At 53.3% G+C, this 21,768-nt stretch carries 14 protein-coding genes; 12 read left to right on the plus strand and 2 right to left on the minus strand.

The genetic code is table 11. The annotated features are described in order from the left end of the window. The first annotated feature begins 233 nt into the window (after positions 1-233). From I5192_RS22065 to I5192_RS22090, 6 genes are all read left to right on the plus strand, one after another. Positions 234-1,619, plus strand: coding sequence for an AAA family ATPase (locus I5192_RS22065; RefSeq protein WP_170399758.1), 1,386 nt, complete (start codon positions 234-236; stop codon positions 1,617-1,619). Positions 1,620-1,638: 19 nt separating this feature from the next. After that, positions 1,639-2,622: a ParB N-terminal domain-containing protein gene (locus tag I5192_RS22070; protein ID WP_170598663.1), complete on the plus strand. Its 984-nt coding sequence runs from the start codon at positions 1,639-1,641 to the stop codon at positions 2,620-2,622. Positions 2,623-3,043: 421 nt separating this feature from the next. After that, the gene (rffA, locus tag I5192_RS22075; RefSeq protein WP_223118731.1) at positions 3,044-4,186 is read left to right on the plus strand and encodes a dTDP-4-amino-4,6-dideoxygalactose transaminase; all 1,143 of its coding nucleotides are present in this window, start codon (positions 3,044-3,046) and stop codon (positions 4,184-4,186) included. Beyond that, positions 4,183-5,175, plus strand: coding sequence for a glycosyltransferase family 2 protein (locus I5192_RS22080; protein ID WP_170399752.1), 993 nt, complete (start codon positions 4,183-4,185; stop codon positions 5,173-5,175). Before rffA ends, I5192_RS22080 begins: the two co-directional genes overlap by 4 nt. Next, entirely contained in the window at positions 5,168-5,554 is a 387-nt protein-coding gene (locus I5192_RS22815) for a GtrA family protein (RefSeq protein WP_170598660.1), read from the plus strand. The genes I5192_RS22080 and I5192_RS22815 overlap by 8 nt, the downstream gene beginning before the upstream one ends. Further along, on the plus strand, positions 5,535-6,404 hold the full coding sequence (locus I5192_RS22090; protein ID WP_170399746.1) for a hypothetical protein: 870 nt from the start codon (positions 5,535-5,537) through the stop codon (positions 6,402-6,404). The genes I5192_RS22815 and I5192_RS22090 overlap by 20 nt, the downstream gene beginning before the upstream one ends. Here I5192_RS22090 and I5192_RS22095 read toward each other — a convergent pair. Then, on the minus strand, positions 6,397-7,899 hold the full coding sequence (locus tag I5192_RS22095) for a hypothetical protein (protein WP_170399743.1): 1,503 nt from the start codon (positions 7,897-7,899) through the stop codon (positions 6,397-6,399). The genes I5192_RS22090 and I5192_RS22095 overlap by 8 nt on opposite strands. Positions 7,900-8,662: 763 nt before the next feature. Here I5192_RS22095 and I5192_RS22100 point away from each other — a divergent pair. Together I5192_RS22100 and I5192_RS22105 are read left to right on the plus strand one after the other, a co-directional pair. Next, positions 8,663-9,817: a PA14 domain-containing protein gene (locus tag I5192_RS22100; RefSeq protein WP_223118732.1), complete on the plus strand. Its 1,155-nt coding sequence runs from the start codon at positions 8,663-8,665 to the stop codon at positions 9,815-9,817. 178 nt (positions 9,818-9,995) lie between these two features. Then, positions 9,996-13,793, plus strand: a complete 3,798-nt coding sequence (locus tag I5192_RS22105) for a PA14 domain-containing protein (protein WP_255612280.1) — start codon at positions 9,996-9,998, stop codon at positions 13,791-13,793. 61 nt (positions 13,794-13,854) lie between these two features. On the opposite strand, the gene I5192_RS22110 is transcribed toward I5192_RS22105, so the two are convergent. Continuing rightward, complete coding sequence (locus I5192_RS22110) at positions 13,855-14,976, minus strand: acyltransferase (RefSeq protein WP_223118734.1); 1,122 nt, start codon at positions 14,974-14,976, stop codon at positions 13,855-13,857. Between the two features lie 609 nt (positions 14,977-15,585). On the opposite strand from I5192_RS22110, the gene I5192_RS22115 reads away from it, so the two are divergent. The 4 genes from I5192_RS22115 (at position 15,586) to I5192_RS22130 (ending at position 21,738) form a co-directional block, all read left to right on the plus strand. Then, a complete protein-coding gene (locus I5192_RS22115; protein ID WP_255612278.1) occupies positions 15,586-17,583 on the plus strand; it encodes an acyltransferase family protein in 1,998 nt (665 codons plus the stop codon). A gap of 298 nt (positions 17,584-17,881) precedes the next feature. Beyond that, positions 17,882-18,937: a glycosyltransferase 61 family protein gene (locus tag I5192_RS22120; RefSeq protein WP_223118735.1), complete on the plus strand. Its 1,056-nt coding sequence runs from the start codon at positions 17,882-17,884 to the stop codon at positions 18,935-18,937. A gap of 71 nt (positions 18,938-19,008) precedes the next feature. Then, positions 19,009-20,088 carry a DegT/DnrJ/EryC1/StrS family aminotransferase gene (locus I5192_RS22125; protein WP_170567817.1) on the plus strand — a complete coding sequence of 360 codons (1,080 nt, stop codon included), beginning with the start codon at positions 19,009-19,011 and terminating at the stop codon, positions 20,086-20,088. Between the two features lie 3 nt (positions 20,089-20,091). After that, on the plus strand, positions 20,092-21,738 hold the full coding sequence (locus tag I5192_RS22130) for a hypothetical protein (RefSeq protein ID WP_223118736.1): 1,647 nt from the start codon (positions 20,092-20,094) through the stop codon (positions 21,736-21,738). Positions 21,739-21,768: the final 30 nt, after the last annotated feature.

Genomic DNA, 21,768 nt, shown 5'->3' on the forward strand with positions numbered 1-21,768 from the left:
GAGGTGCCTAAAATATATTCAATATCAATATGTTACCGAAGACATAGATATTCCGTAACTATATAATAACTAAAAATTAACAAGCTTAAGGGACCAAACCAGCAAATCACCAAACCTTTTCACATTAAGGCAAATCTCTGAAATTACTTAGAAAGAGTCGGAAGGGCATATGTTTTCTTGCATGTACCATGATTTTTGATATTCTGGAAAAAACGTGATACATGGAGAGGCTTATGAGCAGAGCAGACCTCCCGCCCTATTTCAACATCTCTCCCGATGCAGCTTTGTCATCATTGCAAAATTCTGTGTCTACTCAAGACTTCAGAGAGATTGCGGAAGCCTGTCTAAAGGGGCGCACAGATCTTGCAAGCCGAGGGCTGGATGCAACAGGGGCCAAGAACTTGCGCCTGTTCTCCACGTGGGAAATCACCAAATATCTGATCCCCGTAGCTCCCGCTCATTTCCGTCGTGTGTTGCGCACTCATCCTGACTTGCCACAGGGGCGCTCTGAGACAGAGGGTGGCGCGAAGTGGTTTACCTTTGATGAGGTCTTGCGGTTGCGGGCGCATTTTGGTGCGGAAGGATCTAAGGCCAAAGAATATCTGCCTTATCGTCCGGAGAGCCTGCCCGCCAAGATTGCGGCCGTGGCCAATTTCAAAGGCGGGGTTGGCAAGACTTCAACGGCAGCGCATCTCGCAATGTCTGCCGCGCTCGACGGCTACAAGGTGCTGGTGATTGATCTCGACAGCCAGGGGTCGATGACGTCAATTCTTAACGGACAAGTTGAAGACGAATGGCAGACGGTCTTCCCACTGATCGCGCGGCATTATGCGATGCATTTGCGCAGCGAAAACCAGCGGCGGCTGGACCGAGGCGAAGCTCCCTTGCCACTTGATGAAACACTGACAGAAGCACTGGACATCAGCTCGGTGGATCTCATCCGCCCCACCCATTGGCCCAACATTGATCTGATCGGTGCGCAGTTGAACCTCTACTGGTCCGAATTCCAAATACCCGTCTGGCGTCTTGCCGCTCGCAGCTGGAAGCTTTGGGATGCTCTCACCGAGGCGCTGGAAGCCGATGGCGTGCTGGATCAGTATGATCTCATCGTGCTCGATACGCCCCCCGCCCTTGGCTATCTGACAATTAACGGCCTGGCGGCAGCGGATATCCTGATCGTGCCCACCGGCGCCTCCTTCGTGGAGTTTGACAGCACGGGGCGGTTTTTTGACATGATGCACTCTGCTTTTGAGTCCATTGAAGAAGGTGAAAACATGGCCGCACGGGCGCTTGGGCGTGCCGAGCTAAGATTTGAGTGGGATGCGGTGCAGACTGTGATCACCCGTTACGATGCCTCGCAACAGGCCGAGATGGCAGGGCTCATGCAGGCCTATCTCGGGCGGCGCCTGTCTCCCTTCCGGCAAGATTACACTGCTCTGATTGGTCAGACGGGCGAGCAGGTGCATGGTATCTATGAGGCTGATTACCGCGACTTTAACCGCGACACCTATGCCCGCGGACGGGCAACCTTCGATGAGACCTATGCCGCATTCAAGCAACTTCTCATCGGAGCATGGCGCCGTGATGAACTGGCGCAGGCGACATCGGCGGCTGAGTAACCAGACAGGGAGACAGAGCATGGCCAAACGCAGACGATTGGAACCGGCCAACCCTGAGAATGTGTCTCCGGCACAGGAGATCAGGACCCATGGAGCGGCCCTTGGCGCACCCGGACGTGCGCCGATCGCCCATGTGACGCGCGAGGCCGCAGGGCAGGGTGCTTTTGAAGAGGTTGCTGAGGCAATGCGCGCTGCCCGCGAAGAGGGGCGCTTGATCCAGTCTCTGCCAGTGGATGACATCAAGGTGGATCATCTGCTGCGCGATCGGATCGTGTTGGACCCTGATGAAATGGCGGCCCTTCAGGCCAGCCTGGCGGCGCGTGGGCAGCAAACACCCATTGAAGTCGTGGCGCTGCCGGATGGCGGATATGGCCTGATCTCGGGTCTGCGCCGGCTGGAAGCGCTAAAAGCTCTAAAGCAGGGCTCTGTGCTGGCGCTGATCCGGGCTCCGGAGAGCGCCGATGCCGCTTATGTCGCGATGGTCGAAGAAAACGAGATCCGCGCCAACCTGTCGTTCTACGAACGCGCCCGTGTGGCCTCGGAGGCCGCACGCATCGGCGTCTATGCTTCAGGGGAAGCTGCCGTCCAAGGACTCTTTGCCCATGCCAGCGCGTCTAAGCGGTCCAAAATCCTTGCGTTCATGCGTCTGCACAACGCTCTGGGCACACATCTGCGCTTCCCGGCGGCCATCCCCGAGAAACTCGGACTCGCTCTGGTCAAAACCATCGAAACAACGCCAGAGTTCGGAAAACGCCTCACTGACAGTTTGCGCAAGACACCGGCCGTGGACTCGATATCCGAACGCCGCGCGCTGGAACGCGCGCTGGCGAAAGTGTCAAACGGGCAGGGCGTGCGCTCTGCGCAAACTAAAACGCGCGGTGAAGAAGTTGCCAAAGGGGTTTACCTGGAAGCCAAACGAGGGCGGATCGTGTTGCAAGGGCAGGGGCTGGACGCTGGACTGGTGGAAGATCTGCGTAAGTGGCTCGCTAAACGGCGTGCCTAACACATTTTCAGAAAATGCGTGGCGCGCACCAACACTAGAGGAGCATTTGAGACGTTTCAGCCCAAAGGGTCTCGAAGTGCTTATGTTTCCACAGCTCAGCATACAATTTCCCTTATTTACAGTCTGATAGAACGTTCGCTTTCGCATGCGAAAAAAGGAGTTAGCTCCAATCGAGATCCTTGTATCTGAAGTGTGTTCGTCGACAATAAGAAGGCAGCCCTAAGCAATGCCGAGAATGGCTTCGTCGAAATTTCCACATCAATACAATGTTGCCGGAATTTAGTGCCTAGCCATGAGCTACGAAAAACAAGGTTTGGATGGACGAGCTATCAACGGTAAACAGAGGCCAATGCAAAAGACATTCACTTTGCGTAGTATTATAATAAAGTTACTATCTGAAAACAATTTTTAGAAGATAAAGATGAACGAAATAGATGTCCCATTCAACAAACCGAGTCTTGTTGGAAATGAAATAAAATATGTCCGGGATGCCGTGCGACGGGGGCAATTGGCTGGCGACGGAACATACACTGAGCGCTGTTGCAATTTGCTCAAGGCGCAGTTGGGTGCGCCAAGTGTACTACTGACACATTCTTGCACGGCTGCACTTGAAATGGCGGCGATGCTTTGTGATTTGGCGCCAGGAGATGAGGTCATAATGCCCTCTTTCACCTTTGTCTCAACAGCCAATGCGGTTGTCCTGCGCGGTGCCACGCCTGTTTTTGTAGATATTGATGTGTCGACCCTCTGCATGGCCCCCGATGCAGTTGAAGCGGCAATCACAGAGAAGACGCGGGCTATCTTTGCAGTGCATTATGCTGGGTTTCCGGCGGACATAGAGCGTCTCGTTACGTTAGCAAAGGCTCATGATCTGTTTTTGGTTGAAGATGCTGCCCAAGCGTTTGGGTCAACCTATAATGGTCAGCAAGCAGGGACTTTCGGTGACGCTGCCACCTTCAGTTTTCATGAGACCAAGAACGTCATCAGTGGCGAAGGAGGTGCGTTGGTTATCAATCGTCCAGACTGGGTGGAGCGTGCCGAGATTATCCGAGAAAAGGGGACCAACCGGTCGCAGTTCTTTCGCGGTGCTGTCGACAAATATACTTGGGTGGATGTTGGGTCTTCCTATCTGCCGGGAGAATTAATAGCGGCCTTTTTGCTCGCGCAAATAGAAACGCAGGACGCCATCCGAACGCGGCGATTATCGGTCTTTGACACTTATTTCGAGGCATTTGAGGCGCAGGTGGCGCAAAGACAGATCAGATTGCCCGATACGCCTCTAAATTGCGAAGGCAACGGGCATATGTTTTATCTTTTGATGGACTCGCTGAACACGCGGACTGAGTTCATCAATTTTATGAGGCAGAATGGCGTGATCACGCCTTTTCACTACGTGCCACTGCACAGCTCGCCAGGGGGACAGAAATTTGGCCGTACATCAGGTGACTTACGTGTTACCAATATGATTTCGGACACTTTGGTTCGTTTGCCGATGTTCTTTGACCTTGGAAGCGACGTAGAGACGGTGATTGAGGTCGCGAATAGGGCGCTCGAAAATACATGACGAATAGCATTCAAACAGCCCATGATGCGTCGGCGACGTTGATCAGTGTCATCTCTCCAATATATGGATGCCGTAGCACGCTGACAGAGCTTGCCAAGCGCGTAGAGATGGCTTTCCAAGATGAATGTCTTGATTGGGAACTTGTGCTCGTTGATGATCGCGGCCCAGATCAACCTTGGCCGGTGATAGAAGAGCTGTCTGCAAAAGATCCTCGTATCCGAGGTATCAGGTTGGCGCGCAATCATGGACAACACCTCGCGATCTGGGCGGGGCTGGAAGCTGCGCGCGGTGATTTCATCGTTGTGATTGACTGCGATTTGCAGGATGATCCCAGTGTTATCCCAGAGCTTTATCGTCTTGTGCAGCAAGATGATGTGGAAGCCGTTATTGTGGATCGGGGCACATGGTCGGACTCAAAGCTCCGGCGGATGGCATCAAACTCTTTCTATGCGCTCGTAAAGTGGCTCGCCGGGGTCAAGATCGACAATATCGGCAACTTCGGTATCTACAGCCGCCGTATGGTCAACACATTATTGCTGTTTACCGAGCAAGAGATTTTCTTGCCCATTATGGTGAGCCTCACAGGGTACCCAACGACAAAACATCAAGTCGACCGGGGTACCCGCCATGAGGGTTCCAGTTCTTATAATTTTCTCCGGCTTTTGCGCCTAGCTGTTGCGATTGTGATCCGGTTCTCTGACCGCCCTCTGAAACTGAGTGTGCTGTTGGGCGGTGCCCTAAGCGGAATGTCTGCGTTGATTTCCTTTGTCTTGCTTATGATGTGGCTGGCGGGAAGCTTCACAGTCCAGGGTTGGACCAGTACCATCTTGTCAATCTGGTTCTTATCAGGGCTGATCTTGGCCACTCTGGGAATACATGGGTTTTATCTGGGTCGTGTTTTCCGAGAGGTGCAAGGGCGCCCTCGCATCTTGATCCAGGAGACCACGGATCTTGAAGAGACTGCACTGTCTCGTGCGCGGGATGTGTGACACTGTGATCCCAAGGAGCCTTTACCGATACGGTCTTGTGGGAATAGGCTCAAATCTGGTGGTATATTGTGTTTTCGTTGTCTTGATCTGGGGCGCAGTTCCGCCCGTTTGGGCCGCTGCAATATGCTACGTATTTGGTTTGGGCATAAGCTATTTGGCCAATCGACGCTGGTCCTTTGAAAGTACCGCAGGCCACCGATCTGATTTGGTCCGTTTTCTTCTGGCCTATGGTGTTGGGTTTGTCGCTACGCTTGGATTTATCTTTGTATTGACACAGTTTCTAAGGCCCGAGGTTGCTCAGTTTCTCAACATTGGCCTAACGGCTGCAGTGATTTATAGTTGTTTAAGGCTCTTTGGGTTTGGCAAAGCAAAGTTCTAAAACTATTTCTAAGGCTGCCACGCCAGTTAACTTACAGGTGCGGGAAACAAAAAAGATCATGCTCTATACACAGAAAAACGCAGAGACACAGATCGATATTGGTAAGCAGACACGAATTGGGGAGAATGTCACTTTCGGCCCGAGCTGCAAAACCATCTCAATTGGATTTGGCTGTTTCCTGGGCCGTGATTTATACATCGATGTCGAGCACCTAACTATTGGGGATTACACAACTATCCACCATGGAGGTATCATCCATGGTATCGAAACCAGTATAGGCCACAATTGCTGGTTCGGTCATTATTGTATCATCGACTCTTTGGGTGGTCTCACGCGAATTGGGAACAACGTGGGGGCTGGGGCGCACTCGCAACTTTGGAGCCATATGAAATTTGGCGATATGCTAGCAGGTTGTCGATGGAATTCATCTGGTTCGCTTATATTGGAAGATGATGTTTGGCTCGTCGGACATTCAATTACGGGGCCCATTAAAGCTGCTAAACGCTCAATGCTGATGACCGGTAGTGTTGCTGTCAAAGATCTGGAAGAAAACCATATCTATTCCGGTTCCCCTGCCAAAGATATAACTGCCCATTTAGGACTGCAATTTGATGATCCTGATTTGGAGCAGAGGCAAAAGAATTTCGCTTCTCTTAAAGCGCAATACGCTAAAGAGACGGGCCTCAGTGTCGAGGCTTTCCTGGATGTTTCAAGTTTTGATCCGGTTACCGCAAACGTGACGCAGTTTAACTTGATGGAGAGAACTTACCGTCCTCGCTATACACAGGATGAGTACGGCTTCATGCGCTTCCTGCTCTATGACCGTGCAAAATTTGTACCAGTTAATTAGAGCCTTTTGCGCAATTGGTAAGCGCAAGCCTTTGGTGTGCATATACCTCCCAATAATTAGAAATGGTGCACACAGTGAATTTATCTGTCATTTTTGATCTGAGGATTGAGGTGGCTCCGAATGCTTCGCCACGTGCAAGAAGAATAATGTCGATATCGTCGCTCAACGCGCGATCTGGGCCGAGCTCCGGCGCGCTAGCCCGTTGCCACAGCGGGTAACCGGCAACGGGCTTGGCCAGAAGTGCGTGTTCAAAAGTAATGCCAGAATCTGCAACGACACCCCATTGAGATGGCTCACCTAATGCGCGCAAAGCGGTGATGCCGTCCGCAAGCATTTCATATTGGGTAGGACCGCTCGATTCCCCTTGCTGCTCCGGTACACTCAAATACCGCGCATAGGGTCCATGTTCGATCAGGCGTTCCGATTTTCGCGAATATCCCTCCGCCGCAGCGCCAAGCATATTCGCAACATGTGGCGTGGCAAAAGCCAGGATGAGGATGACCGAGATATATCGAATAACGGGTTCGTGTTCGGCAGAGTGTTTCCGGGCGAGTTCCGCGCATCCAATGCACAAAGCGATGAAAGTAGGCAGGGCCAACTGGCCGAGAGATCCATTGCCGCCCATGGTTGCGGTCATGCCGACGACTGTCCCTGCAAGAATAATAGCTGATGCGACTGGCACTCGTATTGTTGCGTCTTTGACACAAAGGGCAACGGCAAACAAAGTCGCGCAAAGGGCAACCGGTTGGTAAAGTGGGATTTGTACACTTTTCCTTATGAGCCCCATAATGCCGTTGCTCTCGCCCACATGAGCGAGGGCATAATCCAATGAGCCAAAGAAGCGCTGAAGGTTGGGGTCAAACACAAGTACAAACAGCCCCAATCCAATTAGCGCACCGCCTGCTGCAAACCAACGCCGCATGATCAACAGCGCAATGAAAAGACCGGGCAGAACGAGCACAAACGTGGATTTCGTCAAGCAGACAGCGCCCACCAACATGCCAGAAACACCGCCCCCAAACACCTCACGGCGTTTACGATCGTTTTTGAAGAATACAAACAACGTCACAACAAACATCGCAGCTTGCGCAAAACGATTATAAAAAAAGGAATGCGTTGAGATTACCCGGATAACCTGGTCATTAAACTCCAGTGGATATCGTGTCAGCAATAGAGTGAGAATGACTAATGCCACGCCAGAGAAACCAAGTGGCGACATATGAGTTCTCGAAAACAGAAATGCACATGCGATGAGTGCGCAACCTAAGAAAATACTATGTAGGTAAAACACTGAAGCATGAGTCCCGAACACATACATTGTCCAGCTAAGTGTTTCGGATATGAAGCCGCCGTAAAAGTGGCCAAAGTCAATAACGGGCCGAAGCCCTTCTAAAATACGCCAGGCCGCTCCAAGTATGAAAAACGTGTCAGCAAAGTGGTCTGTGTCATAAAATATCCCGACGAAAAATGAGAATACAGCGATCAGAGAGATCAAAAGAATGAGTGAGCAATTTATGACAAGAAGAAAACGGTCGAAAGAGCACCTAAATTTTAAAGTCACTTTTTAAGCCTTTGATTTTCGTTTGTATTTGTAACGTAGAGAGTGCAGCTTGTTAATCTTGTCCTGTGACCTAAAGTAGGCTGAGGAGCAAAGTCCACAGAAGGGCTTTTGGGTCTGGCCGCTACCTTTTGATCAGTTCCGCAGGAGTGATCCATTTAGATTTCTGATACGTGACCGGGATCAAGTTCACTCCGTTTCGGGGTAAGACTTCATGGGATCTTTCAGGTTTGATTCAATTGGACCGTAAATTCACCGGGCGTCAAGTTTCCGGCGCAATGGCCTTTCCAGTCACTGCTCCGTGCCCGGCATCACGCCTTGGTGGACCCGAGCCTAAACCCACTTGGCGAACGAGCCCCGACTCCCGTCCTAGGCGGCTGTTAAATGCCTGCAGATATCCGCTGATCAGCAGAATGCTGCCGACCGAAGCCCAGAACGCTTGGTCAGTAAAGAATGTCTGAATCCGACGTGCTAGGGAGAATCTCAATACCACTCACAAAGTTGGGCGCCGCCTCCGGGGCCTTTCGCAAAAAAAACACAAACAAGGCCCGAAAATGACCAACTGGTTGTAAACAAAAACCATGTTGCCAATAGGATTGTAATGAGTTCAGAACCCACAGTTCTCACTTCTTTAATTGTGACGCCTTTACGCAACTAGGAATCGTGCCACTCACTCTGACCTAGTCATTGGATCACCTATATGCCTGCATCTCAAAATCCTTCGTCTTCGCGTCTGGCAGCCTTGGAAGGCTTCCGCATGGCCTTCTTCGCGCTTGATTTCATGCCCAAGAGTTTGTCGCAGATTGATTTTTCTGCTGCAGCGGATGAAACGACGCTCACCAATGCACTGAACTACGATGGGAGCACTCAGATCTGGGAGGGCGGCCGTGAGGACGTCTTTGCCGTGCGTGCCACGACCGATTTGCATATTGAGCAGGCGGGAAGTTACACGTTCTATTTGCTATCGGATGACGGTTCCAGCCTGCGGCTCAATGGTCAGGACCTGATCGACAACGACGGGCTGCATGCGACTGAGCTACAGACCGCCACGATCGAGCTGTCGGCGGGCACCCATAGCCTTGAGGCGCTCTACTTCGAGGCCTATGGCGATGCGACCCTGATGCTCGAGTGGGCTGGCCCCGATACTGGTGGTAACCGCGTCCTGCTGACCGGGGATCATGTGGCAAGCCCTGGCGACGGAACCCCGCCCCCTGTCGATGAGACACCCGTTGACGAGACGCCTGTCGATGAGACGCCGGTGAACGAAGATCCCGTTGAGGATGATCCTGTTGATCCGACACCTGTTGATCCGACACCAGGTGATCAGGATGACAACTCGGAAGGCTTCCGCATGGCCTTCTTCGCGCTTGATTTCAGGCCTTCGAGACTGTCGCAGATTGATTTTTCTGCTGCAGCGGATGAAACGACGCTCACCAATGCACTGAACTACGATGGGAGCACTCAGATCTGGGAGGGCGGCCGTGAGGACGTCTTTGCCGTGCGTGCCACGACCGATTTGCATATTGAGCAGGCGGGAAGTTACACGTTCTATTTGCTATCGGATGACGGTTCCAGCCTGCGGCTCAATGGTCAGGACCTGATCGACAACGACGGGCTGCATGCGACTGAGCTACAGACCGCCACGATCGAGCTGTCGGCGGGCACCCATAGCCTTGAGGCGCTCTACTTCGAGGCCTATGGCGATGCGACCCTGATGCTCGAGTGGGCTGGCCCCGATACTGGTGGTAACCGCGTCCTGCTGACCGGGGATCATGTGGCAAGCCCTGGCGACGGAACCCCGCCCCTGTCGATGAGACACCCGTTGACGAGACGCCTGTCGATGAGACGCCGGTGAACGAAGATCCCGTTGAGGATGATCCTGTTGATCCGACAACCTGTTGATCCGACACCAGGTGATCAGGATGACAACTCGGAAGGCTTCCGCATGGCCTTCTTCGCGCTTGATTCAGGCCTTCGAGACTGTCGCAGATTGATTTTCTGCTGCAGCGGATGAAACGACGCTCACCAATGCACTGAACTACGATGGGAGCACTCAGATCTGGGAGGGCGGCCGTGAGGACGTCTTTGCCGTGCGTGCCACGACCGATTTGCATATTGAGCAGGCGGGAAGTTACACGTTCTATTTGCTATCGGATGACGGTTCCAGCCTGCGGCTCAATGGTCAGGACCTGATCGACAACGACGGGCTGCATGCGACTGAGCTACAGACCGCCACGATCGAGCTGTCGGCGGGCACCCATAGCCTTGAGGCGCTCTACTTCGAGGCCTATGGCGATGCGACCCTGATGCTCGAGTGGGCTGGCCCCGATACTGGTGGTAACCGCGTCCTGCTGACCGGGGATCATGTGGCAAGCCCTGGCGACGGAACCCCGCCCCCTGTCGATGAGACACCCGTTGACGAGACGCCTGTCGATGAGACGCCGGTGAACGAAGATCCCGTTGAGGATGATCCTGTTGATCCGACACCTGTTGATCCGACACCAGGTGATCAGGATGACAACTCGGAAGGCTTCCGCATGGCCTTCTTCGCGCTTGATTTCAGGCCTTCGAGACTGTCGCAGATTGATTTTTCTGCTGCAGCGGATGAAACGACGCTCACCAATGCACTGAACTACGATGGGAGCACTCAGATCTGGGAGGGCGGCCGTGAGGACGTCTTTGCCGTGCGTGCCACGACCGATTTGCATATTGAGCAGGCGGGAAGTTACACGTTCTATTTGCTATCGGATGACGGTTCCAGCCTGCGGCTCAATGGTCAGGACCTGATCGACAACGACGGGCTGCATGCGACTGAGCTACAGACCGCCACGATCGAGCTGTCGGCGGGCACCCATAGCCTTGAGGCGCTCTACTTCGAGGCCTATGGCGATGCGACCCTGATGCTCGAGTGGGCTGGCCCCGATACTGGTGGTAACCGCGTCCTGCTGACCGGGGATCATGTGGCAAGCCCTGGCGACGGAACCCCGCCCCCTGTCGATGAGACACCCGTTGACGAGACGCCTGTCGATGAGACGCCGGTGAACGAAGATCCCGTTGAGGATGATCATGTTGATCCGACACCTGTTGATCCGACACCAGGTGATCAGGATGACAACTCGGATGGTGGCGGAATCCCACCCGTAGACGTGGATTCGGCCTTTTCCGTGGCTGGCGGTCGAGTGACAACGCTACAGGTGGAAAATAGCGAATCCGTTGAAAGTATTTCTATTCTGGAAGGCCCGGATCACGGGAACCTGACCGTGAACCCGGACAATACACTGGCGCTGGTGATGAGCCACGAGCAGGAGTTTTCGGGTCAGATAAACTTTACCTATGAAGTCACTTATGCAGGCGGTGCCACCGAAGTGCATGGTAGCACTGTGAACGTGCAGCCGACCACGCAGGGCGATGGCTGGGGAAAAGGTGACTTCTACATGCTCGAGCAGGATGAGAACGGGAATGTCGTTGTCGAGCATGGTGACAATCACCGTGAGGTCTATGTTTCGGGCAGCAATGATGCGCTGAGCATCTCGGATATCGCCGCCATTGAGGGGCTGCGTGCTGACCAGATTACGGCGCAATGGCTTGTCAACAATCCTGAATACGGCGGCAGTGAAGGTATGGCGCTGGACAGTCAGGCCGGGATGATGCTGTGGCGTCAGATCACGGGTTCCGGCTCCGAGCCGTCCTCGCACTGGCTCCTGTTTGAGCGCGGATATGAGTATGATGGGCTGGGTAGCATCATCGAATGGGGCACTCAAGGTGAGAGCCCCCTGCATCCGATTCATATTACCGCTTATGGTGACGGAGACCGCCCAACCCTTCATGACAACATCTCGATCATTGCCGAACAAAGCGACTATATTGTCTTCTCCGATCTGGAGGTGACCGGTGGGGTCCAATCTCTAACTGGATCTCACCTGTTGTTCGACAATGTGGATTTCAACAGCAATACTCTGCTGGTTGACGGTGCCGTTGGATTTACCCTGAATAACTCAACAGTCACAGATGTTTATCTTACGTCACCATTGGAGGGCGGGTCTTGGACTGGCTATGAGGGCGCGACGGGAATTCTAATGAGCAATACTGATGGTCTGCTCATCCAGAATACTCTGTTTGATCAAAATGGGTTTGCTCCAGACTATGACCCGAATTTGTCGACCTCTGGTGGCCAACCTCCGAGTGTGTTCAGTCACGGTGTCTACATTGACTACAACAACTTGGATGTCACATTCCGCGACAACATTGTGATGAATGCGGCAAACAATGCGATGATGATCCGCTCAGGCGGCTTCATCGAGGACAACGTCCTCGCAAACAGCAACGCGGCAGGCAACTTTGCCGGGGGCAATTGGAACGGTTCGGGCTACATTGGCAATTATACACTTTTTGCAGACAACGTCGTGACCTCGGCAGGCTATCACGTGGCAGAACATACTGGCGCGCCATCTATAGGGATACACAACAACGGTCTGGATACAACGATGATAGACAATATCATCGCGCACTTGGCCAACCCCGACAATCCGGAAGAGATAGCTTATAAGGAATGGGCAGGCTATGCTGTTGGTCACACCCAGAACCCTTTCTATGACGACACCATCGTATATAACTGGGATGGTTCAAGAGAAGAGCAACCAGACCAGAATATTGATGGTCTCAACACGGACATTCTTAACGCGACCACGATTCAGAATTTCACCCAGCAACTTCTGGGCGATCCGAATGCAGATATTCCGGATCTGGTGGCGTTTCTGCGGGCTCAGGCCGACGGCGAACTTGATCACTATGTGGACGCCGACCTGATCATTGACTTCTTCCAGACCGGCTTTGGCTTGGCCGTCGAGGAGCGCGTCATCGCTGAAACCGTGCGGTTCGTGCCCAGCGATCTGGGGGATGGTATCCGCTGGGACAACAGGCTCAACTGGACGACCGAAGACCTGCCTGGCAGCGTTGCCGGCGACAGTGTCGATCTGGGCGGCAATTGGGTCAGTTACGGTGGCACAACTGTCATTGCGAACCTCGAGTTGGGCGACGGCGGTACGCTGACCGTTGGTAATGGCAAGCTGACTGTCACTGGCGACACCACGGTCGGCGAAGATGGCGGCACGATTCAGGTCTCCAATGTCGGCCAATTGTGGATGAATGGCTATGGCGACGACGATACACTCGTGCTCAATGTCGACGGCGGCCGTTTCGTCAATACCGGTGATATGAGCGGGAGTGCCCAGACCACCGTCACGGATGGTCAGGCGATTTTGGCCACAGATGGTGCCAATTACGATGTCGAGGCTGGTGCGATCCTTCATGTTGAAGGCAACGATGCCAAGGTCGGTTTCGATGGAGAAACAGGCGACACCGCCGTGCTGCGCCTTGCCGAAGATGGTACGTTGGCCTTCTCGGCCGAGGATGGCGACATCGGCGGGATCGGGGAGTTCCGCTCAGGTGCCTTCGGTGACGACCCGGACGTCGCTTCGGGCGCGAACCTTGGTCTGGGTACGCTTGATCTGGACCTCTCTGGCCTTTCCGCCGGCACATATGAGCTGTTGTCCGTCGATGAGATAATCGGGGAGTTCTCCGACGTGTATTTCAATGGTTTGGCAGGCAACCATGACGCCGATCTGGTGGTCGATTACACCAATGATACGATCACCCTGTCGGTGACAGAGGGCTCGGGCTCCGTGAATATGTCCTATGTTGGTGAAGAGGGTGATATGGACGACCATGGCGCTGCACTTTGGGCGGCCTTGACAGATGGTCATGATCCGCATTCCGATACCCTGCCGACGGAAATCTATAACGAAGCCGAATTGGTCTATATGATTGGCTGAACCGGCCACTCAGATCCTCAGGGCGGTTGAGCATTCCTCTACCGCCCTTTTTCTACAGAAATCAGGGCTTCTGTAGCAGGCCGAGGAATGGCTTTCGGCGCTTGAATGACAGGAAGTAGTTTTCATAGGTTCTGAAGCTTATTTCAGCGATTGCGATGGAGATCGGAATATAAGCCAGAGTGACCAGAAGCGACCAGCTTGGATCACCCGCGGAGACGCCCAGAAATGCCAGGCCGCGGGTTGTGAAATCCAACCCGATCAGATGATACAGGTAGACGCCGTAACTGATCGCACCTACCCGCGCGACGGGTGGTAGTGACAGAACAGGGGACAATGCGTTGTCCTCCCGCACGACCAAAGACCCCAGCAGGAGCGCCATGATCAGATGCACAACAAGCTGTGGCCAACCTGTCAGGTTTACGGGTAGAAATTCCAGAGCAACTATCAAGACACCGAGCCAGATCAGCGCGCTCCATCGACCACCAAGGCCGCGTGACAGTACCATGTAGCCACGACGATTATTCAACAATACAGCCAGAAATGAGCCCAACAAGATGGCCTCATAAGCTCCCCCCGGTAGTGCCCAGACCGCGTTCTCGGTACGCAGCGGGCCTGGCCACATCCCCCATTGTTGGGCATAGGCACAAAATACGATGGCCGCCGCCAAAAGCCAGCTGCGGATATGGCGCATATGCAGGGTCAAAAGCAGGACCAGCGGCCAGAGCAGGTAGTATTGTTCCTCGACCGAAAGTGACCAGGTTGGTGCTAGAAGCGGGATTTCTTCGGTCAGGAAATTGGCCATAAAAAAATAGTAGAACTTGACCAACGGCACATATTGGGTCTCGCCTTTCAACGCGATGTAATAGATCGATAAGGCTGTCACGATCAGGAAATAGACCGGCAGGATCCGCAGCGCCCGACGCCAGTAGAAGCCCGCAATAGAAAATTGCCCCTTACGGGCCTCTTCGCGCAGTAGAAGTGTCGTAATCAAGAACCCACTGAGCACGAAGAACAGGTCCACACCAAGGAAGCCGCGATCCAACAGGCGTAAAGGTTCCTGACCCGGATCAAAGAGCGGGCTGTGGTGCCACAGTACTGCGCCGATGCAAAGACACCTGAGCCCGTCAAGCGAGCCGAAATGCCTTCGTGCAAGATAGTCGTCGTATAGATCTTTGGCCTGCATACAAAATAACCGCTCAAATTGCGCCGCTAGTATTACGAAACACCCCAAAAGAACCAGTGCCGGATTTGGTTTTAGGCCAAATGTTTAGCGGCGGCCACGCTGAAGGCCGCAGAGGATGAGACATTTTTTTGCCGCTGGAGCAAGAATAATGATCCCGTGACGCTCTTGCTGCAATTGTGCGACGGTCGTTCAAAATCCAAAGCGCCTAATAGACACTGTTCTGTGTTGAGAACATTTGATCACTTCAGCCCGCATATCAAAGCGCATCCGGTGTTGCGAATGCTCGTTATGGTCGTCTCAGGGACTTCTGCAGGCAATTCATCGACACAGTGAGAACATCACCAGTCGAACACCCGCTGATGTCTGCGACGGCAGAACTGTGCAGAGTTTAAAAATGGAAGGAGATCAAGAAAAGGACACCCTAAAAACAACGCTTGCAGCCCTGATTTGCCGTCGCCTAAACTGAAACCGAACCAGATCGTACTGTACGAAATCACCGACGTGTTCTGAAAAGCTCTGATAACAGACGAACGCGGCTTGGGTTTATCTTGTGTCGAAAGGTTGGGTGTATCGGTAAATTTGATTATTGAGTACTTCTAGGGACAAAGGATGACGGTCTCATCATCTGACTACAGACGTGAAATCGATGGCTTGCGCGCCTTGGCGATCCTGCCGGTTGTGTTTTTCCATTTTTCGCTCCCCGGTCTGGGTGGCGGGTTTGTTGGCGTTGATATCTTCTTTGTCATCTCCGGTTTTCTGATTGGCGGGTTGCTTTGGTCGGAACTCACCCAGACGGGTGGAATCCGATGGGACCAGTTTTTTCTCCGCCGGATACGGCGACTGGCACCAGCCTATTTCACGATGGCGATCAGTTGCCTTGTGGTCGGCTGGTTTGTCCTTCTGCCGTTCGAGTTTCAAGAGCTGGGCAAAGAGTTGATCTCTTCTACGGTCTATTTGTCCAACGTTTATTTCTACCTGTCTGCGGGATATTTCGACACCGCAGCGGACGAGAAACTTTTGTTACATACGTGGTCACTGGCGGTCGAAGAGCAGTTTTACATCATATTGCCGCTTTTTCTTTTGCTTTTACGACGTGCCCAAAAATGGCTGCCAGCTATCCTGATTAGTCTTGGGCTGGTGTCATTGGTGGCATGTATTGGCTTCACCTCCCTGTCTCAGCCCGCGGCTTTCTATCTGTTCCCCTTCCGGGCCTGGGAGCTTCTTGCTGGTGTTTGTCTGGCGATCTTTGGGCATCGCTATGGCTGGCGATGGTCCATACATCCGCTTGTCAGCTGGATCGGCTTACTGCTGATTGTTGGGTCCGTGACGCTGATCCCGTCGGACGAGAGTTTCCCGGGGATCTGGCCCCTTGCGCCGGTTCTGGGCGCAGTTCTGATCATCGGAAACGGTAAACATGACAATCCCGTCAATTGGGCATTGAACCATCCGGTGCTCGTCTTCATCGGGTTGATTTCCTATTCCCTCTACCTTTGGCACTGGCCGGTGATCGTGCTGGCCCAATACTATTCGGGTGAGGAATTGAGCCTGCTGGTACGAGTGATGTTGATCGGCGTCTCTGTGATATTGGCTTGGGCGTCCTTACGGTTCATTGAAAAACCTGTTCGTTTTGGCAATCTGAAACCTCAGGCGCTTTTGGGAGGCGCTGCCGGAGCCTCGATAATCACCCTAGGCGGTGGCGCGGTGATCTATCTTGGGGATGGGATAGTCGAACGCTTCCCCCACGATGTACGTACCCACATTGAAGCTTCACAGGACTTCAGATGGGATACACCGACCTGCCGTCTTTCCGAGAGCTACGCCTTTCCGGGCAGCACAGTTTGCCACATCGGCCCAGAAGGTGACCCTGAAGTATTGATTTGGGGAGACAGCCACCTTGTTGCTTTGTCGGCTGGTATAGAGGCTGCCGCAAGATCGGCTGGCGTGCCTACATTGGTTGTTTGGCAGCTTGGCTGCGCACCTGTGTTCGGGATTGGAAAGGACGAGAGCTTTCAGCCAGAATTAGAAGACAGGAAATGCGAAACCGCAAATACGTCTCTTCAGAAAGGCTTGGAAGAATTGCCGGATTTGAAGGCGGTGCTTTTAGTGAGTCGCTGGGCCTATCATGTTGAGGGTAAGGGCGTCGGCTTGGATGAAGGAACAACGACCAAGTTGTTTCCATCAATTGGCGGGCTTTCTGGGGATGATCAGCCACAACTTTTTGCAAAGGCTCTTCATTTTACCGTTGATGAACTGGAGAATAAATCTGACAGGGTGTTCGTATTGGAACATCCGCCAGAAATTTCAAACTATCTATCATATTTTTTGGCACGCGATGCGGCGCTACGTGGCATGGATGACAGCGAACTTATGGCCCGTACACTGGTTCAAAGCAAAGATTTGAAACAACGAATGTACAACACTAATCGAGCGCTCGAACCCGTGCTGCGCCGCCCGAATGTCACACTTCTGGAAACCTGGCCGGAGTTTTGTACGGGCGACATTTGTTCAGCGATGAAGGATGGAAGAGCCGCATATCACGACAACAACCACGTAACCATAACCACAGCTCTGGGTTTGCAACATCTGTTCTCCCCCGTTTTTGAATAGGGATGAATTAGCGAGAGGGAAATCTGTTTTCGAAAACCTTCTGGCCAGAAGGCAAAAATAACGGCATAAGCTCCGAAATTTATGATGAAACGCAATTTGGTATCACCAGACGCGGACCACGCGTGCTCTTTCCTCATAGAGTGAAAAGATCAAATCCTTGATTAAAACGTCATCCGCTCGCGATCCACTTTTTCAAAGACTGAGCCTTGCCTGATCGCTGTATGTTTGATGACCTTGCCAAGCCTTGTCTGTACAGTTGTAAAGTGCCGGCTTCCCAACCAGAGAGGATTCTTTTGTGGTGATCGACACTATCAAAATGCGTTGGATGGCCGCGCGCTTGGCACGGGGGCGCGGGGGCGACTTTCTGAGTAGGGCAGATCGTGTTCACGAACTGGCCCCAGGTGAGCGCTCCTCAAGCCAGCCTGCGGTGTATTCGGAAGTAGACCTGGAAAAAGTGCAAAGGATTGCTCCTTGGCGCAGCTGGGATATCGAACAGGTTTTGATCAAGGGCGCGCCAATGGACCACGGGCCGACCTTGTCTTACGAGATGTCAGATGTACTGGTTTCAGGCGCGTATCTTTATAAGGGTGCATTGCGGGGGCGCTATGGGGCGGGCAACGACAGATTGTTTGGGAAGCCCCAGAGAGAATGGCAGGAGTTGGACAGTGCACAACTTGTGACCTGCAGGGTCGGAAGTGAGCATTTCGGTCATTTCATGTGGGACAACCTGCCCATGGAGTTGTTGCCCGGGCCGAATGATCATCCAATCACCTTATGCGCGTTACCCCGCTGGCACGAAGAGGGATATCGTAAGGTCTTCGGTATGGCTGCACCGCCTGTGGTTATGCGTGGCCGTGTCAGGAATCTGACCGTTTACTCAGATGTCGGACAAAATGCATTCCGGGCAGCGAGGTATCAGGAGCTGCGGGCGCGGGCGCGTCGGTTTGTGTGTGCTGATGGACCTCTTCCGGACCGACGGGGCGTTTATATCCTGCGTGGGCGCGGTGGCGAGCGTCGTGAATTGATTAATGAGGCTGAAATTGCCCAAGAACTGAAGGCCGAGGGCTTCGTGATCATCGACCCTGACCAAATGGATGGGGAGGAAATTACCCGACTGTCTATGGGGGCTCGTGTCGTTGCTGGTGTCGAAGGCAGCCATATCGCCCACGCGCTTTTTTCCGTTGCCGATGGTGGTGCCTTTTTGATCATACAGCCACCAGATCGTTTTTCGATGGTATATAAAGAGTTTACTGACAGGATGGGCTTGTCTTACGCTTTCCTTGTCGGAGACCCGGTCGACAACGGATTTCAAGTTGAACCGGATAGTTTGAAACGCTTATTGGAAAGGCTTTGAAGCAGATTCCTCGAGATGCACGTACAATTGAAGAGCGGCTAAATTATAGCAATACCCTCAAGGGAATTGGGATGGAAAAGGCTGAAAAAAAAGCCCGAAAATTCACCACGACACACTTAGCTGTGAAATTCGTTGAGGCGAAGAATCCAGACATACCTTTGGTCGCCAGCTTGTTGGAAACCTGTTCGGCCATGAACCAATGGGCCAACTTTGGACCTCTTTATGACCAGTTGGTCGCCGATTACTCCACGCATATGTCGCTGGGTCCTGAACTGACGCTGACGCCTTGTGCCAATGCTGGGATCGCGCTGGAGATGGCTGCACGAGCCTTGGCGGCTGACACAGGAGTGCCGAAACTGAGGTGGGTTGGGTCTGCCTTCAGCTTCAAGAACCTCGGGCGAGGATATTTCTCGGACATGTCTTTCGTCGATTGCGACGAACAGGGCGTCATGGACCTCGACGATATCCTGACGCTGGAGGCCGACAGCTATGATGGCATTATCGTTACCAACCCTTTTGGTCTGGTACGAGATTTTGACCGGTTCATCGCTTTTGCCAAGCAAACTGGCAAGCAGCTCATCATAGACAACGCTGCAGGGATGGCGCGCAACATTCCGCCTTGGCCGTGGCAGGTTTTCAGCCTGCACCACACGAAACCCTATGGATTGGGTGAAGGGGGGATGGTGCTATCGCCAGCTTCGGCGGCCCAGTTTCTGCGCCTGCTGATCAACTACGACCGGATACCAGAGGCGCCAGAATACTGGCTAAACAATGGCAAAATCTCTGACATCTCATGTGCGTTTCTGATTGCGCGGCTTGCAAACGTCGCTAAGTGGAAACCCGGTTATCTCGAACAGCGTACCCGCATTGCCGCCCTCTTCACGGACGCGGGCGCCGCATCGCTTTTGCCAACGGATGGAGCCCCGGTCACCAACAGCATACCCGTATTGTTGCCACGTCCGATTGATCATGCACGTCTTGCCACCCTGAAGCTTGGTGTGGATATCGCCCGGCAGTACCCGCCGCTTGCACCGCTGCCACAGGTCAGTGCCATTTACGAGCGGCTGATCAATTTCCCGACCCATCCCGATTTGAGCATTCTGACGGATGCAGAGATTTCAAAGGATATCGAACTTTTGCTCGAGCATTGACATATGGCCTATTCTTCACGTTCGGATCATGGACTGACGGCGCTGGTGGCGCTTCTGATCACCATGCTAGGTGCCGCTCTGGCATATTGGGTTCTGATGCCGACGGTTGGCATTGACGATGCCAACATCACGCAGGTTTATGGTCGCAACCTCGCGGCGGGGCATGGCTATGTCTACAATATCGGCGGCGAGCGGGTCGAAGGCTCAACCTCGCTTATCTGGACTCTGATCAACGCAGTGGCCTTCTGGATCTCAAGCACGCCTGAAATAGGCCTGGCAGCGCTTAGCGCCGTGTTTGCCTGGGTTACACTCTTTAGCGCCATGCGGATCACCCGGGAGTTGACAGCTGAAAGTGGGCCGATCCCCGCGCTTCTGACCGGGGCGGCCTTTCTGGCCTTCCCGGCGTTTTTCGGCTGGATGATCTGGTCGCTGATGGATGTCACGCTGTGGGTCATGGTGATCGCAGTGATGGTTTGGCTCTTATGCCGGATCGACAGGGCAGGGCCGCGCGGTAATCTAGTTTTGGGGGTAGCGGTGCTGGCCGCGCTGTTGCCTGTGACGCGACCTGAAGGGATCGCACTGACCATGGCGCTTGCGGGGTTTTACGTATTGCGCTGGCTACTTTTTGCTGTGCCAGGTCTGTTGACCGGGCTTGTGATCGGATTGGCAGGCGTGGGGAGTTTTGCCGCCGCCACAGCGTGGCGGCTGAGTTATTTTGGTTATCCGGTTCCCAACACCTTCTATGCCAAAACCTCGACTGATCTTCTGGCGCAAGCTGAACTCGGCGCGCGCTATGTGTTGTCTTACTTACAAGAACCGCAGAATGTCTTGTTGTTCGTCAGTTTCTGTCTGTCTGGTGCGATGGTGCTGTCACGTGGGGGCTGGGCGCAAAGGGGGGCCTTCTGGCTTTCGGTCTATCTGATCGTAGGCGGTGTAATGGTCTATACCGTACTTGGCGGAGACCACTTCGGATCACATCGGCAGTTTCTGTATTTTCTGCCGCTGGCTTTGCCCATCATTGTGGCTGGGTTGGCGAGCTGGGTCCCCACAGATCGGCCGCAGTGGCAGATTTCAACCTTGCTGATTGTACCATTCGTCGTGATTGCCTTGGTGGCTGGAACCCGTTTTGTGCAAACAAAAGGCAATATGATCATAGAATTTGCGATCGCGGACGCGGGACGTGTGCTTGGAGACAAGCTGAACGCACTTCCGGGCACACCTTCCATAGGTGTGTTCGCCGCTGGTGCCATTCGCATGACCTACGATCACGAAGTCCTGGATTTACTCGGATTGAACTGGACGAAAATGGCCCATGCGCCCGATGATGGTTACCGATCAGACGTGCCCAATCAGCATGGGTTCAACAGCAACGTGTTTTGGGAGAGTCCGCCAGATGTGTTGCCGATTTTTCCATCCGACAGCACGTGCCCGTCCGAATGGGTGCCGCTTTCCGGGTATCTAGATGCGGCCTCTGATCAAATTTCCCAGACCGAAAGATTCCGTACGACCTACGATCTTTTTTGCGACGCTGGAGTGTCGTTTTATGCCGCGCGCGACTATGTCACCCAAAGTTGGGAAGGAGATGAAACAGGTGCTTTTCGGAAGATCCTGCCTAACCATTTAGAGGGTTCTCTGCCAGTAGCCGAATAACTGGATAGGATGTCCAACACTTGAGAATTA

Source organism: Ruegeria sp. SCSIO 43209 (assembly GCF_019904295.1).
In the GTDB taxonomy this organism is placed as follows: Bacteria; Pseudomonadota; Alphaproteobacteria; order Rhodobacterales; family Rhodobacteraceae; genus Ruegeria.

What these genes read in the sequence shown, in the direction of transcription:
- I5192_RS22130 (WP_223118736.1), top strand. Translation starts at nt 20,092, where the DNA reads ATGGCCTATTCTTCACGTTCGGATCATGGACTGACGGCGCTGGTGGCG.
- I5192_RS22815 (WP_170598660.1), top strand. Translation starts at nt 5,168, where the DNA reads ATGTGTGACACTGTGATCCCAAGGAGCCTTTACCGATACGGTCTTGTG.
- rffA (WP_223118731.1), top strand. Translation starts at nt 3,044, where the DNA reads ATGAACGAAATAGATGTCCCATTCAACAAACCGAGTCTTGTTGGAAAT.
- I5192_RS22115 (WP_255612278.1), top strand. Translation starts at nt 15,586, where the DNA reads ATGACGGTCTCATCATCTGACTACAGACGTGAAATCGATGGCTTGCGC.
- I5192_RS22125 (WP_170567817.1), top strand. Translation starts at nt 19,009, where the DNA reads ATGGAAAAGGCTGAAAAAAAAGCCCGAAAATTCACCACGACACACTTA.
- I5192_RS22070 (WP_170598663.1), top strand. Translation starts at nt 1,639, where the DNA reads ATGGCCAAACGCAGACGATTGGAACCGGCCAACCCTGAGAATGTGTCT.
- I5192_RS22080 (WP_170399752.1), top strand. Translation starts at nt 4,183, where the DNA reads ATGACGAATAGCATTCAAACAGCCCATGATGCGTCGGCGACGTTGATC.
- I5192_RS22110 (WP_223118734.1), bottom strand. Translation starts at nt 14,976, where the DNA reads ATGCAGGCCAAAGATCTATACGACGACTATCTTGCACGAAGGCATTTC.
- I5192_RS22065 (WP_170399758.1), top strand. Translation starts at nt 234, where the DNA reads ATGAGCAGAGCAGACCTCCCGCCCTATTTCAACATCTCTCCCGATGCA.
- I5192_RS22100 (WP_223118732.1), top strand. Translation starts at nt 8,663, where the DNA reads ATGCCTGCATCTCAAAATCCTTCGTCTTCGCGTCTGGCAGCCTTGGAA.